The 16,242-nt window shown below is 55.4% G+C and carries 13 protein-coding genes; 7 read left to right on the top strand and 6 right to left on the bottom strand.

Annotated features, from left to right (window positions below; all coding sequences use genetic code 11):
• Positions 1 to 105 precede the first annotated feature (105 nt).
• The 5 genes from xdhA (at position 106) to FEZ62_RS04720 (ending at position 7,241) form a co-directional block, all read left to right on the top strand.
• The gene (gene xdhA / locus FEZ62_RS04740) at positions 106 to 1,557 is read left to right on the top strand and encodes a xanthine dehydrogenase small subunit (RefSeq protein WP_172926968.1); all 1,452 of its coding nucleotides are present in this window, start codon (positions 106 to 108) and stop codon (positions 1,555 to 1,557) included.
• Positions 1,550 to 3,946: a xanthine dehydrogenase molybdopterin binding subunit gene (gene xdhB, locus FEZ62_RS04735; RefSeq protein ID WP_172926967.1), complete on the top strand. Its 2,397-nt coding sequence runs from the start codon at positions 1,550 to 1,552 to the stop codon at positions 3,944 to 3,946. The genes xdhA and xdhB overlap by 8 nt, the downstream gene beginning before the upstream one ends.
• 186 nt (positions 3,947 to 4,132) lie before the next feature.
• Positions 4,133 to 4,978 carry a xanthine dehydrogenase accessory protein XdhC gene (gene xdhC / locus FEZ62_RS04730; protein ID WP_172926966.1) on the top strand — a complete coding sequence of 282 codons (846 nt, stop codon included), beginning with the start codon at positions 4,133 to 4,135 and terminating at the stop codon, positions 4,976 to 4,978.
• Positions 4,979 to 5,030: 52 nt separating this feature from the next.
• On the top strand, positions 5,031 to 6,335 hold the full coding sequence (gene guaD / locus FEZ62_RS04725; protein WP_172926964.1) for a guanine deaminase: 1,305 nt from the start codon (positions 5,031 to 5,033) through the stop codon (positions 6,333 to 6,335).
• A gap of 501 nt (positions 6,336 to 6,836) precedes the next feature.
• Positions 6,837 to 7,241 carry a hypothetical protein gene (locus FEZ62_RS04720; RefSeq protein WP_172926963.1) on the top strand — a complete coding sequence of 135 codons (405 nt, stop codon included), beginning with the start codon at positions 6,837 to 6,839 and terminating at the stop codon, positions 7,239 to 7,241.
• A 105-nt stretch (positions 7,242 to 7,346) separates the two neighbouring features.
• Here the strand turns inward: FEZ62_RS04720 and FEZ62_RS04715 are convergent, their stop codons facing one another.
• A complete protein-coding gene (locus tag FEZ62_RS04715; RefSeq protein WP_069900499.1) occupies positions 7,347 to 8,111 on the bottom strand; it encodes a GntR family transcriptional regulator in 765 nt (254 codons plus the stop codon).
• Positions 8,112 to 8,844: 733 nt separating this feature from the next.
• Here FEZ62_RS04715 and FEZ62_RS04710 point away from each other — a divergent pair.
• Both FEZ62_RS04710 and FEZ62_RS04705 read left to right on the top strand, forming a co-directional pair.
• Positions 8,845 to 10,194: an NCS2 family permease gene (locus FEZ62_RS04710; protein WP_069900500.1), complete on the top strand. Its 1,350-nt coding sequence runs from the start codon at positions 8,845 to 8,847 to the stop codon at positions 10,192 to 10,194.
• A gap of 110 nt (positions 10,195 to 10,304) precedes the next feature.
• Positions 10,305 to 10,931, top strand: a complete 627-nt coding sequence (locus tag FEZ62_RS04705; RefSeq protein ID WP_069900501.1) for a LysE family translocator — start codon at positions 10,305 to 10,307, stop codon at positions 10,929 to 10,931.
• Positions 10,932 to 11,006: 75 nt separating this feature from the next.
• On the opposite strand, the gene FEZ62_RS04700 is transcribed toward FEZ62_RS04705, so the two are convergent.
• The 5 genes from FEZ62_RS04700 to FEZ62_RS04680 all read right to left on the bottom strand — a co-directional run bounded on the left by FEZ62_RS04700 (position 11,007) and on the right by FEZ62_RS04680 (position 16,222).
• Positions 11,007 to 11,723: an aspartate/glutamate racemase family protein gene (locus FEZ62_RS04700; RefSeq protein ID WP_172926962.1), complete on the bottom strand. Its 717-nt coding sequence runs from the start codon at positions 11,721 to 11,723 to the stop codon at positions 11,007 to 11,009.
• A 28-nt stretch (positions 11,724 to 11,751) separates the two neighbouring features.
• On the bottom strand, positions 11,752 to 13,080 hold the full coding sequence (locus FEZ62_RS04695; protein WP_201970327.1) for an FAD-binding oxidoreductase: 1,329 nt from the start codon (positions 13,078 to 13,080) through the stop codon (positions 11,752 to 11,754).
• Between the two features lie 112 nt (positions 13,081 to 13,192).
• Positions 13,193 to 14,140, bottom strand: coding sequence for a tripartite tricarboxylate transporter substrate binding protein (locus FEZ62_RS04690; protein WP_201970326.1), 948 nt, complete (start codon positions 14,138 to 14,140; stop codon positions 13,193 to 13,195).
• Between the two features lie 92 nt (positions 14,141 to 14,232).
• A complete protein-coding gene (locus tag FEZ62_RS04685; RefSeq protein ID WP_172926961.1) occupies positions 14,233 to 15,771 on the bottom strand; it encodes a tripartite tricarboxylate transporter permease in 1,539 nt (512 codons plus the stop codon).
• Positions 15,772 to 15,781: 10 nt separating this feature from the next.
• Positions 15,782 to 16,222, bottom strand: a complete 441-nt coding sequence (locus FEZ62_RS04680; RefSeq protein WP_201970325.1) for a tripartite tricarboxylate transporter TctB family protein — start codon at positions 16,220 to 16,222, stop codon at positions 15,782 to 15,784.
• Positions 16,223 to 16,242: the final 20 nt, after the last annotated feature.

Genomic DNA, 16,242 nt, shown 5'->3' with positions numbered 1-16,242 from the left:
GAAGGCCGATAAAGGGCATCACACGCCCCTGCGTAGCCGCTTCTTATCGCCCGATACGAGTGCACCGCTGCCTCGTAAAGAACAATAAAATGCCTGGAGGTCGCCTTGATCCAGTTTTTAGTCAACCGAGAGCTGCGCACAGAGCAGCAACTCGATCCAAACGTCACCGTGCTCAATTACCTGCGTGAGCATCTCGCCAAACCCGGTACCAAAGAAGGTTGCGCCTCTGGTGACTGCGGCGCATGCACCGTGGTTGTCGGTGAGTTGGCCAACGTCGATGGCCGCGAGTGCGTGCGTTACCGCACCCTCAACTCCTGCCTGACCTTTGTTGCCAGCCTGCACGGCAAGCAACTGATCACCGTGGAAGACCTCAAGCATCAGGGCAAGCTGCACAGCGTGCAGCAGGCTATGGTCGACTGCCACGGCTCACAGTGCGGTTTCTGCACACCGGGCTTTGTCATGTCGCTGTTTGCCCTGCAGAAGAACTCCAGCAGTTTCAGCAAGGCTGAAACCATGGAAGCACTGGCGGGCAACCTCTGCCGCTGCACTGGCTACCGACCAATCATTGATGCCGCCGAGCAAGCCTGCTGCCAGAAGCAGCCGGACCAGTTCGATGTTTTTGAAGCGCAAACCATCGCTCAACTGAAGGCCATCGCCCCGGCCGAAACAGCCGAACTCAACAGTGGCGACAAGCGTTGCCTGCTGCCGCTGACCGTAGCGGATCTGGCCGATATCTACGCCGCCAATCCCGAGGCGCGCCTGCTCGCGGGCGGTACGGATCTGGCATTGGAAGTGACTCAATTCCACCGCGAGCTGTTGGTGATGATTTATGTCGGCCACATCGAGTCGATGAAGCGCATCGAGGTGACTGAACGCAGCATCGAAATCGGCGCGGCCACGGCGCTGTCTGACTGCTACGCCGCGCTGGCGCAGGATTACCCGGACTTCGGCGAGCTGCTGCACCGCTTCGCCTCGTTGCAAATCCGTAACCAGGGCACGCTGGGCGGAAATATCGGCAACGCCTCGCCGATTGGCGACGCCCCGCCGCTGCTGATCGCCTTGGGTGCGCAGATTGTCCTGCGCAAAGGCGCCGAGTCGCGCACCTTGTCGCTGGAAGATTACTTTATCGATTACAAGGTCACTGCCCGCCAGGAAGCTGAGTTCATCGAGAAAATCATCGTACCGCGCCCGCAGGCCAACCAGGCATTTCGCGCTTATAAAGTCTCCAAGCGTCTGGATGATGACATCTCGGCGGTGTGCGCCGCCTTCAACCTCAAAGTTGTGGACGGCACCGTACAAACCGCACGCATTGCCTTCGGCGGCATGGCGGCCATCCCTAAGCGGGCAAGCGCCTGTGAAGCTGTGCTCAAGGGCGCAGCGTGGTATCCGGAGATTATCGAGCAAGCATGTGCAGCACTGGCGGAAGACTTCACGCCGCTCAGTGATTTCCGTGCCAGCAAGGAATATCGCCTGCTTACCGCACAGAACCTGCTCCGCAAATGCTTCCTTGAGTTGCAAGCTCCTGAAGTCGAAACACGGGTGACCGCTTATGTCTAATCACAGCATTCAAAAAAGTCAGGCCGAACTGGCCGAACTGTTCCGCGCCGGCCTCACCACAGGCGTGGGCCGCAGCGTTAAACACGAAAGCGCAGACAAGCATGTGTCGGGCGAAGCTGTTTACGTGGATGACCGCCTTGAATTCCCCAACCAGCTGCACGTTTATGCGCGCACCAGTGACCGCGCCCATGCGCGTATCACCCGCATCGACACCACGCCGTGCTATGCAATACCGGGTGTGGTAATTGCCATCACCAGCAAAGATGTACCGGGCCAACTGGACATCGGCGCCGTCGCGCCGGGCGATCCCTTACTGGCAGACGGGCTGGTTGAGTTTGTTGGCCAGCCAGTAATTGCGGTCGGTGCCGACACCCTTGAGAACGCCCGCAAAGCAGCAATGGCGGCGATTATCGAGTACGAAGACCTTGAGCCTGTGCTGGATGTCGAGGATGCCCTGCGCAAGAAGCACTTTGTTCTGGAGAGCCATCAGCACCGAATTGGCGACTCACAGGCCAAGCTCGACACGGCGCCGCGTCGCCTGCAAGGCAAGCTACACATTGGCGGTCAGGAGCATTTTTATCTGGAGACCCAGATCTCCTCGGTCATGCCGACCGAAGATGGCGGCATGATCGTTTACACCTCGACTCAGAACGCCACTGAAGTACAGAAGCTGGTTGCCGAGGTTCTCGGCGTAGCCATGCATAAAGTGGTTATCGACATGCGCCGCATGGGTGGCGGTTTTGGCGGCAAGGAAACCCAGGCGGCCTCCCCTGCCTGCCTGTGTGCGGTAATTGCTCACCTGACGGGCCGCCCGACGAAAATGCGCCTGCCGCGCATGGAAGACATGAGCATGACCGGCAAGCGTCACCCGTTCTATGTTGAGTACGACGTCGGTTTTGATGACAACGGCTTGCTGCACGGCATCCAGATCGAACTGGCCGGTAACTGCGGCTACTCGCCGGACTTGTCTGGCTCGATTGTCGACCGTGCAATGTTCCACTCGGACAACGCTTACTTCCTCGGCAACGCCACCATCAATGGTCATCGCTGCAAGACCAACACCGCTTCGAACACCGCCTACCGTGGCTTCGGCGGCCCGCAGGGGATGGTGGCGATCGAGCAGATCATGGATCACATCGCCCGTAATCTGGGTAAAGATCCGCTCGAAGTGCGCAAGACCAACTACTACGGCAAGACCGACCGTAACATCACCCACTACTACCAAACCGTTGAGCACAACCTGCTCGACGAGATGACCGCCGACCTTGAAGCCAGCTGCGAATACAGCACGCGTCGCGAAGAGATTCGCGCCTACAACGCCAAGAGCCCGGTGTTGAAGAAAGGCTTGTCGATGACGCCGGTGAAATTCGGCATCAGCTTCACTGCCAGCTTCCTCAATCAGGCTGGCGCCTTGGTGCATATTTACACCGACGGCAGCATTCATCTCAATCACGGCGGCACCGAGATGGGCCAAGGTTTGAACACCAAAGTGGCACAGGTTGTCGCCGAAGTGTTCCAGGTGGATATCAGCCGTATCCAGATCACCGCAACCAACACCGACAAGGTGCCGAACACCTCGCCGACTGCAGCGTCCAGCGGCACCGACTTGAACGGTAAAGCGGCGCAGAACGCGGCTGAGACCATCAAGCAACGTCTGGTTGAGTTTCTGGTGCGCGAGCACAAGGTCACGCCGGAAGACATTGAGTTCCGCAATGGCCAGGTGCGCATCCGCGATGAGTTCATGAGCTTCGACGCCGTGGTGCAACAGGCCTATTTCGCACAGGTGTCGTTGTCGAGCACCGGCTTCTACCGCACCCCGAAAATCTACTACGACCGCAGCAAGGCCGCTGGCCGCCCGTTCTACTACTTCGCCTACGGCATGGCATGTTCCGAGGTGATCGTCGACACACTCACCGGCGAATACAAGATGCTGCGTACCGACATCCTGCATGACGTGGGTGCGTCACTGAACCCGGCAATCGACATTGGCCAGGTTGAGGGCGCATTCGTTCAGGGTATGGGCTGGCTGACCACCGAGGAGTTGGTGTGGAACAACAAGGGCAAGCTGATGACCAGCGGCCCCGCCAGTTACAAGATTCCGGCCATTGCCGATATGCCACTGGACCTGCGCGTCAAGCTGGTCGAGAACCGCAAGAACCCGGAAGACACGGTGTTCCACTCCAAGGCTGTGGGTGAGCCGCCGTTCATGCTCGGAATTGCGGTGTGGTGCGCGATCAAGGATGCCGTTGCCAGCCTCGCTGATTACCGCGAGCAGCCTGATATCGATGCGCCAGCCACTCCCGAGCGCGTACTCTGGGGCGTCGAGCAGATGCGCAAACTGCGCAGCGCAGCGAAAGCGGTTGCCAGCGAAGCTGTCGAGCCCGCCTGAGGCCATGGGCGCAACTTGCGGGTTGCGCCCAACCCTTTAACGAGTGGTTAAGTGTATGACTACAGCCGAACACATCAATCAAACCGCCGAGTTGGCCGCAGCGCAACTGAGCGCTAAACGGCGGCACAAGGACGCATGGCGTCTGTCACGTTCGGGCAAGCCGCTGAGCAGCTGGAGATTAAGTAAATGAGTTGGATCAGTGCTCTCGCCGAGTTGCAGCAAAGCGGTACACCCTGCGTACTGGTGACGATTATCGAGGAACGCGGCTCAACCCCGCGCAATGCCGGCTCGAAAATGGTGGTCAGCGCCGAGCGTATTTATCAGACCATTGGCGGCGGCCATCTCGAATACAAGGCGATGCAAATCGCCCGTGAAATGCTTGAAAGCCGCACGCAAGATTCTCGTCTTGAACGCTTTAGTCTCGGCGCAAGCCTCGGCCAATGCTGTGGTGGAGCCACCGTGCTGCTGTTCGAGCCAATGGGCCAGCCGCAAGCGCATATCGCCGTGTTTGGTGCCGGCCATGTTGGCCGCGCCCTGATTCCGATTCTTGCCAGCCTGCCGTGCAAAGTTCGCTGGATCGATTCGCGCGAGAGTGAGTTCCCGACGCAGATTGCCGACAACGTCGAAAAGGTTGTCAGTGAGGATGTTGTCGATGAAGTCGAGACCATGCCGGCCGGCAGCTATTACATCGTCATGACCCACAATCATCAGCTCGATCTGGAGTTGACGGCGGCCATTCTCAAGCGGGAAGACTTCGCCTATTACGGCTTGATCGGCTCGCAAACCAAGCGCGTCAAATTTGAACATCGCCTGCGCGATCGCGGCTTCAGCGCAGACGTCATGCAACGCATGCGCTGCCCGCTGGGCCTAGCCGAAGTCAAAGGCAAACTGCCGGTAGAAATCGCCGTGTCGATCGCCGGAGAAGTTATCGCCACGTACAACTCAACGTTCGGCGAACACAAGAACAGCAAAAGCGGCAAAGGCGAAAGCATCGCCAAACTCATGCCGACTTCACGGCGCAGTCAGGGCTGAACAGCCCGCCCGCGCCGCTTATTAAATACTGCAGCCTGCTAACGAGTAGACCATGAATCAATCTGTTAAAGCCTACCGCGCCGCCATCCTTCACAGCATCGCCGACCCGGCCGTGGTGGGAGTCGAGCAATCGTATGAGTACTTCGAAGATGGCGTACTGGTCATCGAAAATGGTCAGGTGGCTAAAGTCGGCCCGGCCGAACAGGTGCTGGCCACACTGAATGGCGTCGAGGTAATCGATTACAGCAATGCGCTGATTACACCGGGCTTTATCGACACCCACATTCATTACCCGCAAACCGGCATGATCGCCTCTTACGGCGAACAGTTACTCGACTGGTTGAACACGTACACCTTCCCGACCGAGCAGCAGTTTTCCGACAAAACCCATGCCAGCGATGTCGCCGGTATTTTCCTCAAGGAGTTGCTGCGTAACGGCACTACCACTGCACTGGTTTTTGGCAGCGTGCACAAGCAGTCGGTCGACGCTTTTTTTGAGGCCTGCGAGTCGCTCAACCTGCGGATGATTGCCGGCAAGGTATTGATGGACCGCAACGCCCCGGATTACCTGACCGACACGGCTGAAACCGGCTATGCCGACAGCAAAGAGCTGATCCAGCGCTGGCACGGCAAAGGTCGCCTGCACTACGCCGTAACGCCGCGTTTCGCCCCGACCAGCACCCCTGAGCAATTGGCGCTGGCGGGAAAGCTGTACCAGGAGTTCCCGGACCTGTACATGCACACCCATCTGAGTGAGAACCTTAAGGAGATCGAGTGGGTTAAAGCCCTGTTCCCTGAGCGCAGCGGCTACCTGGATGTGTACGATCATTACCAGTTGATTGGTCCACGCTCAGTGTTCGCGCACGGCGTGCATCTGTGTGACGACGAATGCCAGCGTCTGGCTGAAACCGGTTCTGCCGTGGCGTTCTGCCCAACCTCTAACCTGTTTCTCGGCAGCGGCTTGTTTGACCTGAACAAGATGGAACAGCACAAGGTTCGCGTGGGTCTGGGCACCGATGTGGGCGCAGGCACCAGCTTCTCTCAGCTGCAATCGCTGAACGAGGCGTACAAGATCATGCAACTGCAAGGTAAGAAACTCGACCCGTTCAAGTCGTTCTATCTGGCAACGCTGGGCGGCGCCAATGCGCTGTATCTGGATGACAAGATCGGTAATTTCGCGACCGGAAAAGATGCCGACTTCGTGGTCCTTGATTACAACTCCACTCCACTGATGAGCTATCGAATGCAACAGGCCAAGAGCTTCGAGGAGAAGCTGTTTGCCCTGACCATGTTGGGCGACGATCGCAGTGTTAAAGAGACGTTTGCTGCAGGTGTATCGGTGCATCGTCGGGGGTGAGGGTTGAGCGGGGGATTGGATGGCGCGGGGTTGGGTGTTGATCTTGCGATTGCTTGACGGATTACGTTGCTTCGCGTCGCTATCCATCCTCCGGTTTGGGTTTCCCCTGCGTATCTGTTTGATGGAGGTTGGAATCCGCTTGCGGCTTCCGACATGGCGGTCTGACTGCCTGGCGCGGGGTTGGGGTTGATCTTGCGATCGCTCGACGGATTGCGTTGCTTCGCGTCGCTATCCATCCTCCGGTTGGGTTTCTCCTGCGTATCTGTTTTATGGAGGTTGGAATCCGCTTGCGGCTTCCGACATGGCGGTCTGAATGCCTAGCGCGGGTTGGGTGTTGATCTTGCGATCGCCTGACGGATTGCGTTGCTGCGCGCCGCTATCCATCCTCCGGTTTGGGTTCATGCTTTGGGATGGGTTCGTTTTGCGGCGAATTTAATCGCTTGTACCGTCACACTGGAACGGCATAATGGGGCCTCAAATCCACCGCTACGGTATATCGCAATGCAAAGTCTCGACCCGCAGCAACGCCTCGCCCTGCATGCCGCCATCATCGCGCATGATGACGCGCAAAATTGCACTGTATACCGCCCGGATGAAAGCGACCCTGACGCCGAAGAAGAAGACCTCGGTGACGGCAAGATCATACTCGGGGCCACCTATGTGCCGCCTGCCGAATGGGATCAGGAAGCGCTGGATGACTATTACGACGACAGCGACCCAAGCCTGTTTGTCACCGCCCGAATAGCCAGCGATTACAAGCCGGGCAGCGCAGACTACTTTGAAGTGGAGCCCGGTGATTTTGTCGCCACCCTCCCCGCGCCAGGCAAAGTGCAGATGTACTTCGTTTACGACTACACCGAAGACGCGCAAGGCCGCGAATACGTGCTGATCCGCGACGACGAGTAACACCGTTCACGGTCATCCGCTGGCTGCACTAACGGATGACCGCGCTAATGCAAAAAGCCCCCGCTGAATCGACAGCGAGGGCTTTTTTATGCACGACCGCCAGGCTTACTTGATACTGCCTGCGCGGCCCGGCTTCTTGCTTTGCAGAATGTGCGAGAACACTGCATGCAGGTCATCCGAGGCACTTTCCTCGTCGAGGTTGAGCTTGCTGTCGATATGATCCATGTGATGCATCATCAGGCTCACGGCCTTGGCGGTGTCACGCGCCTCGATGGCGTCGATCAACTGATTATGCTCATCGTATGAGCAATGCGAGCGACTACCACTTTCGTACTGAGCAATGATCAGCGAAGTCTGCGAGACAAGACTGCGCTGGAAGCTGGTCAGCGGCGCGTTTTTGGCCGCCTCAGCAAGTTTAAGGTGGAACTCACCCGACAAACGAATACCGGCGCCGCGATCACCTCGCGAGAAGCTGGTTTGTTCGTCCTCAACCATCTGCCGCAGCTCTGTCAACTGATCGGCCGTGGCATGCTGTACCGCAAGCTCGGTGATGGCGCGCTCAACCATGCGTCGCGCATAAAAAATCTGCCGGGCTTCATCGACGCTCGGGCTGGCGACCACAGCGCCGCGATTTGGGCGCAGCAGCACCACGCCTTCGTGGGCAAGCCGGGACAGCGAACGACGGATGATGGTGCGGCTGACACCAAAAATCTCGCCCAGCGCTTCCTCGCTCAGCTTGGTGCCAGGTGCCAGGCGCTGTTCGAGAATTGCATCAAAGATATGAGCGTAAACAATATCGTCCTGAGTCCCGCTGCGACCGGCAAGGCTGGCGCGTGACTGCTTTTTGAGAGGCTGCAATTGATCGTTCATTCTGGCTCGCGTTGTCATGTCCGACAGTTTTAATACTGCCTAAACGCGCTGATGCATCCCTGGATGTCAGCGCTTTTAATATTCAGTCCAGAGCAATGCAATCTCTGAACCCCACAGATCCCGGCGGGTTGGCATTAATCGCCAGCTGTAATCTGAACTCTACTGCTATTCGGCCGACTGGCAAGAAAAATTCGCCAGAAAGATGAATAAATCGGCACGCGCATTGTACACAATTTGACCAGCACAGGCACTTTTTACGACCAAGGTCGCAGCTTGCACTGTTGCAGTGCGCGGTTAACTATGCATCTATCGAGATCAGAAATTTGTGCGCGGGGATAAATCAATTTGGTCTAAGCATCGAATTGTTCAATTCTGATCATTTTAGCGCAAGGCTGATTGCTGCCAAAACAGCGGTAATGAAACGCCCAAAGCGCGTTAAAAAGCCCGCCCCACCTCTTCTAATCTTCTGTTTTTATTAGCTTATTCCTCATATCAAGGCATATACAGGCGGTGCACTGCATTGGCACACGCGAAAATGCAGTTGATCACTATCGGTAAAACAGTAATTGCTTTTTTTGTATACAACCGCATAATCGCGCATAGTGATTTCTTGACCCAACAGTCAACTACTCACCCGCAAGAGCACCTTAACGCATCGCCTGCCTCAGAGACTTTGTCGTGCACAGCACCGAGTCTGGGCGGTACACAACAAAAGCAATGAGGAGTACCTGCTGTGGAAAGCGCCAAACAAGAACAATATGCAACGCCTGATTCAGGGACCGGGAGCGGTGGATTGCTTGACCGTTTCTTCAAACTTACCGAGCACCGCACCACCATCAAAACCGAACTGATCGCGGGCCTGACCACCTTTGTCACGATGGCCTACATCATCTTCGTTAACCCCAATATCATGGCAAATGCCGGCGTTGACCACGGGGCCGCCTTCGTCGCGACCTGTATCGGTGCTGCGCTGGGCTGCTTCCTCATGGGCCTGTACGCCAACTGGCCAGTCGGGCTCGCGCCGGGCATGGGCCTCAACGCGTTTTTCACTTACACCGTCGTCGGCGAGATGGGCTACAGCTGGGAGACCGCATTGGGCGCGGTGTTTATCTCCGGCGTGTTGTTCATGATCATGAGCTTGTCGCGGATACGTGAATGGCTGCTCAACAGCATTCCCATGAGCCTGCGTTTCGCAATGGGCGCGGGGGTCGGATTATTCCTCGGCCTGATTGGCTTGAAGACCGCCGGCATTGTCGTCGACAGCCCGGCGACCCTGCTGACCATGGGCTCGTTCGGTGAACCCAACGCCCTCCTCGCGGCCGTTTGCTTCCTGCTGATTGCCGTGCTCAGCCACCGCAACGTGTTCGGCGCAATCCTGTTCAGCATGCTGGCCGTAACGGCGATTGGCTGGGGCATGGGCATCGTCGAATTTGGCGGCGTGGTTTCGATGCCACCAAGCTTGGCGCCGACGTTCCTGGCGATGGACATCAAAGGCGCGTTCAATGTGTCGATGATCAGCGTCATTCTGGCGTTCCTGTTCGTCAACATGTTCGACACCGCCGGCACATTGATGGGCGTTGCCCACCGCGCCAATCTGGTCGATGACGACGGGCAGATCCAGAACCTGTCAAAAGCCCTCAAGGCGGACAGTACGTCCAGCGTTATTGGCTCACTGGTCGGCTGCCCGCCGGTCACCAGCTATGTCGAAAGCGCATCCGGCGTGGCAGCAGGTGGCCGCACCGGCCTTACCGCAATCACCGTTGGCGTGCTGTTCCTCGTCGCCATGTTCTTCGCCCCGCTGGCGGGCATGATCCCGGCCTACGCCACCGCAGGCGCGTTGATTTACGTGGCTATGCTGATGATGAGCGGCATGGCGCACATCGACTGGGAAGACCTGACAGACACGATTCCGGCTATTGTTACCGTGGTGATGATGCCGCTAACCTTCTCGATCGCCAACGGCATCGCGCTGGGCTTCTTGACCTACGCAACGCTCAAGCTGCTGACTGGTCAGCGCGACAAGGTTTCGGTGTCGCTGTATGTGCTCTGCGTCATCTTCATTGCAAAGTTCGCTTTCCTGTAAAAGCAGCCTGTCTGGGCTGGACCGTGCGCAGCGCTTTGCTGCGCACGGGATAATCACCCTGAACCCCGACGCCAAGGTGCCGGGGTTTTTCAACGTCTGGAGTAAGCAGCATGAGTCTGGAAACCTGGTTATTGTTCAGCAGCGCCGCCTTGATCGTGATCCTGATTCCGGGGCCGCTGTCGCTGCTGATGGTCAGCAATAGCCTGAACTACGGCCTGCGCCGTTCGATCCCGGCATTCATCGGCGGCGTCTCGGCCTCGATCTGCCTGCTCAGCGCATCGGCACTGGGGTTGGGCGCATTGCTGCTGGCCTCGGAGAAGCTGTTTTCAGCACTGAAACTGATCGGTGCGCTGTACCTGTTTTACCTAGCCTTCCAAAGCTGGCAGGCCTCACGCCAAGCCGCCAGGCCCGTTACCGCAGAAGAGCAGCCGGTTAACCCAAGCTTCAACAGCATGTTCTGGAAAGCTTTCGGCCTGGGCGCGAGCAACCCGAAAGACATCCTGTTCTTTGCCGCTTTCCTGCCGCAGTTCCTCTCCACCGAATACTCAATGACCCAGCAATTGCTGGTGATGATCGTCACCTGGGCGGTACTCGATCTGGCCTGCAAACTGTTCTACGGCCTCAGCGCCCAGGGCGCCGCCCGCTACCTGCGCTCAGGCAAGGGCCAGGTCTGGTTCAACCGCATCAGCGCCGGGCTGTTCGGCGCGGCTGGAACGGCTTCATTGCTGAGCCGCTAGTCACCCGGCAAAAGCATTACGAACAGAGCCAATAGCCGACTCCCCTGAAACTCAAGGCTCGGCTATTGCAAAATTTCACGCCCGTGTTCGTTGCACAGTTGCCGCTACCATGCGCATCAAGCTGGTGAGGTCGAATACCGGTAGATTGAAACGCTCATGCAATTTCGGTGCGAAATGTGACAGGTCTGTGCATTCGAGCACTATTGCCCCGGTGTCCGGGTTTTCCGCCAACAGCCGTTCAACAACATCGAATAGCTCATCCTCGAATACCTGCATATCCAGAGCATTAGTGCGCCCTTGCAGGATAACTTCTGAGAATTGCGGTTGTTCCTGCATGCCGGCAATTACAACCGGCTGATCCGTTATTCCGGCGCCTTGCAGGTGCGCCTGCGTCAAGGCAGAACTGTTCGCCACGATTACTGCGATTTTGCGTTCCGGGCTCAACATCTGCGCCACGAGCGGAACTTGAATCAGGCTCGACATAAACACGGGGATCTTTACCGCTTTAGCAATTTCCCTTTGATGCAGGGCTAAAAATCCGCAGCTCCCAGTGATCGCTTTTACGCCTTCAGCCTCCAGTTCACGTGCGGCCTGTATAAACGGCTCCAGCAATTCTGGGTCGCCACACCTTATTAATCGATCAATCGTCGCGCCCTTGACTGTCTTATACAGCACCGGAAAATCAAAGGTTGGCGCGTAACGAACATGACCTTCCGGTTTTGCAAAAAATGATTCCAGCGAAAGAACTCCGATCGGAATTCCGTAATTGTTATAGCCACCTTGTAAGATCATGCGCGCCTCCTCCGACGGGCCATTGGCCTTAATTAAATCGTGATGGTGATAATGCAGCGAGAAGGGTCTTGTTGGGTTTTCCCAATATGCAATCTGTAACCAACTGGCCTGTCACCGCTGAGAGCGTTAAGCCCAGGTGCCCGTGCCCATAAGCCACCAGAACCTTGTCGTGGCCTGCAATTGGGCCAATCACTGGCAATGAATCGGGGGTTGATGGACGACTACCAACCCAAGTCGATGTAACCTCAGGGACTTTGCCTATCATTTTGATTGCGCTATCGAGCATCAGGGCTTTTTTCTCAGCACCTTCATCCGAATCAGGCTTGGCAAATTCAGCCATACCGGCAATGCGTACACCCGACTCCATCGGACTCATGAAGACTGCACGATCAAGCCAGCCAACCGGCCGATTGATACGCCACTCCCCCGCATTGAGCATCAAGTGATAACCGCGCTCACTCACCAGCGGCACCTTACAACCGAGTTGTCGGGTCAGAACCGAACCGGCAACCCCTGTGCAAATCACCACACGATCAAACTCATAACGGTTGCTTGCACTCTGCACACTACAGGTGCCGGCGTTATCGCTAATCGAGAGAATGTCTTCACTGAGCAGTCGCCCACCTTTTTCGCAAATACTGCGCAGATAACAGCGGCTTAAATCGATTGGGCTGATGGTGAAGCGGGTGTCCGGATACAACACACCTCCGGCATGAAAGCGGGCCAGGTCCGGCTCCAGATCGGCCACCTGATCAGCAGTCAAAGACTCCATGCGCACGCCTTGCTGCATGCGCTCCATTAGCTGTCCGGACTTCGCGGCCTGCAACGATTCAGCAGTGCCATACAACGCCAGACAGCCCTCACTTTTAACCAAGTGCCCGGCCCCAGTCACGTTCAGCAGAACATTGTCTGCTTCGGGGGCCAGAATTTGTAAGGTCGTCAGTACATCACGGCCATGGACATAGTTGCTCGGTGTACAGGCTTTAACAAAATGCCAACCATAGGCAAGCAGATTTCCGGCGTAACTGGGTTGGACTGACAAAGGACTGTCCTTGTCCATCAACATGCCAGGTATCTTGCAAAGTTGAGCAAAACTGGCCATAGGCAAACGCCCATAATCAGCGAACAGTCCGGCATTGCCAAAAGAGGTGCCAAGACCAGGCTCGGACTTATCGATCAAGGTAACCTTCAAACCTGCGCGCTGAAGCCACAGAGCCGTCGACAAACCAATGATCCCGGCACCAACAACCGCAACATTTAACGGGGCAACCATGAACTCACCTTTATTACAGTAACTTTCAATTGACGATTGATACGTTGAATTTATCAATCCATAAGCAAAAGGAGTGCGCGGCACGAAGTACACAGTCGTACCGCACAGGTCATACAAAAACAGAAACTAACTAATCAGTGATTTAAATGAGTTATTTAATGAACAACTCTATTCACAGCCCGAGATTAGAAGCTCATCACTTTTTCATCGACGCAGCAGCATCTTGCATAATCTTATAATTATCCATAAGTTCAGCCTGCCACTGCTCGCCAGAAGTAACGTCAATAGTCGCGCCCATATTCTTGAATGAAGAGACCACTTCAGGGGCTTGCATTGCACGCGTTGTGGCGGACACCAAGGTATCAACTACCTCTTTGGGCGTTCCTTTAGGCGCGAATATTCCAGACCACCCTTCAAAACTGCCTTTAATTCCATAGTCAGCGAAGGTCGGAACATCGGGGTACTCCGGCATTTTCTCGTTAACAACCAACAGGCGAGCCCGGCCAGAGGCTACATGCGGTGCGAAAGCGGGCGGAAAGGACACTGCCGAGTCTATATGCCCACCCACCAGCGCCACCATGGACTCTGCAGTGGTATTGGCATTGACGAACTTGACCTTATAACCCGCCTGAGACGCGATAATATTGGCAAGAATGGTTCCGGAGGAAGCAGCGCCCCATGAACCCTGAGTGAGGCTTCCGGCTTTGGCAGCTGCTATAAAATCATCAAATGTTTTGTATGGGCTATCCGCGCTCACCAAGATCCCGAGGGGCACCGAGGACAGCTTGACCACAGGTTCAAAGCTGTTCAAGTCATAGGGCACCTTGCTGAAATTCGGCGTTACCAGCGCGTTGCTCAGACCCGCATTAATCAACATGTAACCATCGTTTCTGGACTTGGCTACGGAGGTCGTCCCGATGACGCCACCCCCGCCTTGCTTATTGATTACGATCACCGGCTTTTCAAGAATCTTTTCCACGGCGCCAGCCCATACCCGTGTCGTCAGGTCGGAGTCCCCACCTGCGCCCCAAGGCACCACAACCTTGATCGGCTTTGCGGGATAATCGGCAAACGCTGTGGTGGACAGAATCGGCATTGCGCACAGCGCCGTCATTGCAAGCAGGTATTTGGCTTTTATTTTCACGTGTCCATCTCCAGTGCAAGTCAGTATTAGTAAGCGTTATTTAATAATTTCAAGATACAACTCAGCTCGTTCTACCGCGTTAGTTCTAACCTTCAAGTAGGCACCGCTGTTTTCTTGGAAAACCAGCCCGTGCGTTTGGTTCTTCTCTTCTTTAGCCGGAAAGCTGAATATAGAGAAAACAGAGTTAAGGCTGTAAATACCCAGGCGAAGGGCGACTGATAAATAAGTGAATAATCATCGCCCACAATCGCAACAGCCTGATCCAGATTCTGCTCAAGCAACGGCGTTAATATGAAACCAATGATAAAGGCCGCCGCGTTGAGCCCAACCAGTCGCATTGAATAACCAATGAGGGTGAATACAACCAGTAACAGCACGTTAAACATATCCTGGCTCACACTGTAAGCACCAAAGAATGCAAAAACTGTGACGCAAGGGAATATGTAGCAACGGCGAATGGAGGCCACTTTGATCCAGAACTTAAAGCCCGCACGCGCAATGAATAACAGGAACAGGTCTGTAATCAAGAATCCGGCAAAAATTGCATAGATGATGTCGGTATGCTCATAAAAGATGGTCGGACCAGGTGTGATGCCGTGGATCAGGAAAGCCCCCATAAGCAGAGCCGTCACATCATCTCCCGGAATACTCAGGGTCAACATGGGAATCATGCTTGAACCACAGACTGCATTATTCGCAGACTCAGCAGCAGCGATGCCCCGGATCGAACCCTTGCCAAATTCATCCGGATTCTTGGCTGTACGCTTGGCCTCTCCATAAGCCAAAAATGCAGCCGCGCTTGAGCCCAACCCCGGCAGCGCCCCGATGAATGTGCCAATAGATGAAGACTTCAGGATCGTGCCAAAGACCGAGCGATACTCTTTCCACGTGACGCGGTTATCGTCAGGGTTAGCCGCTTTGTCTAAAGAGAGGTTTTGATGCGGCTCCTTACGCCGTTTTATCGCCTCGATCACCTCAGGCATGACCAGCACACCGATGAGCATGGGTAAGAATGTGAAGCCGCTCATCAACTCAGGAATACCGAAGGTGAATCGAGTAGCGCCGGTAATGGAGCTCATGCCGACCATGGCAAACAGCATACCCAGACAGCATGAGAGTATTCCGCGTGGTATGGACTCACCCGTCATTGAGCCAACAACTGTGAAGGCGAAAATCAGCAGGAATACTTTCTCAATCGGGCCGGCTTGCAAGGAAATGATTGAAATGGGCGCGGCGACAAAAATGAGCACCAACGTTGCCAGCGCTTCACCGGTTACCGATGCATACAACGCCATGGCCAACGCCTTGCCCGCCTTGCCGATTTTGGTCAGTGCATGACCATCCTGTGCAGTCAGAAACGAAGCAGCTGCGCCCGGGGTGTTGATCAAAATTGCCGAGATCGAACCGCCGTAAATCCCTGACTTGTAGACCGCCAAAAGCGTGGTGATACCAATAATAGGGTCCACATAAAAGGTGAACGGCAAGATGATCGCAATGGCCATAATTGCGGATATTCCGGGAATGGCGCCGAAGAAAATGCCAACGCAAACGCCTGCAATAATTCCCAGAATGGGCCCCGGGGCCAATACAGCAGACAAGCCATGGAGCATATTGTTAAAGACGTCAAACATAATAAGCTCCTTAACTTATGGACCAGACTGGAAGTTCTACACGCAACAAGCTACTGCTGCCGTAATACACAATCAGCGGCATGGCAATCGACAACATTGAAATCATCGCGACATTACGCCCTTGCAGCAACCATGCAACTGCAAACATCACCACGGCGGTGGAAACGATAAAACCCAAGTACGGCATGCTGAACCAATAGATCAGCAACAGTCCGATATAGCAGGCCACACCTAACAAACCGCTTAGGTTAATCACCTCGGTATCCGCCATGGCGGTCTGCGCGATTAGTTTATAAAGCGAAGAAATACCAATCATCAGCGAAAACGCCATGATGAAGCAGGCCACCACCCGGGGCAGAAACATAGAACCCAAGTCGGTTTCCATACCGCCTTCAACTAAACGGTCGCTGGTTAATATAATCACTGAGACCAGTATTAATACACTGGACATGATTACATCTATTTTTCTTC

It is taken from the genome of Pseudomonas sp. MS19 (assembly GCF_013277615.1).
Lineage (GTDB): Bacteria > Pseudomonadota > Gammaproteobacteria > Pseudomonadales > Pseudomonadaceae > Aquipseudomonas > Aquipseudomonas marincola.
The sequence above is the reverse complement of the archived record's forward strand: the minus strand, read 5'-3'. Positions and strand labels throughout refer to the sequence as shown.

Bases quoted from the DNA above. Each gene is read 5' to 3' on its own strand.
- xdhB (WP_172926967.1), top strand. From the start codon at position 1,550: ATGTCTAATCACAGCATTCAAAAAAGTCAGGCCGAACTGGCCGAACTG.
- xdhC (WP_172926966.1), top strand. From the start codon at position 4,133: ATGAGTTGGATCAGTGCTCTCGCCGAGTTGCAGCAAAGCGGTACACCC.
- guaD (WP_172926964.1), top strand. From the start codon at position 5,031: ATGAATCAATCTGTTAAAGCCTACCGCGCCGCCATCCTTCACAGCATC.
- FEZ62_RS04720 (WP_172926963.1), top strand. From the start codon at position 6,837: ATGCAAAGTCTCGACCCGCAGCAACGCCTCGCCCTGCATGCCGCCATC.
- FEZ62_RS04715 (WP_069900499.1), bottom strand. From the start codon at position 8,111: ATGAACGATCAATTGCAGCCTCTCAAAAAGCAGTCACGCGCCAGCCTT.
- FEZ62_RS04705 (WP_069900501.1), top strand. From the start codon at position 10,305: ATGAGTCTGGAAACCTGGTTATTGTTCAGCAGCGCCGCCTTGATCGTG.
- FEZ62_RS04700 (WP_172926962.1), bottom strand. From the start codon at position 11,723: ATGATCTTACAAGGTGGCTATAACAATTACGGAATTCCGATCGGAGTT.
- FEZ62_RS04685 (WP_172926961.1), bottom strand. From the start codon at position 15,771: ATGTTTGACGTCTTTAACAATATGCTCCATGGCTTGTCTGCTGTATTG.
- FEZ62_RS04680 (WP_201970325.1), bottom strand. From the start codon at position 16,222: ATGTCCAGTGTATTAATACTGGTCTCAGTGATTATATTAACCAGCGAC.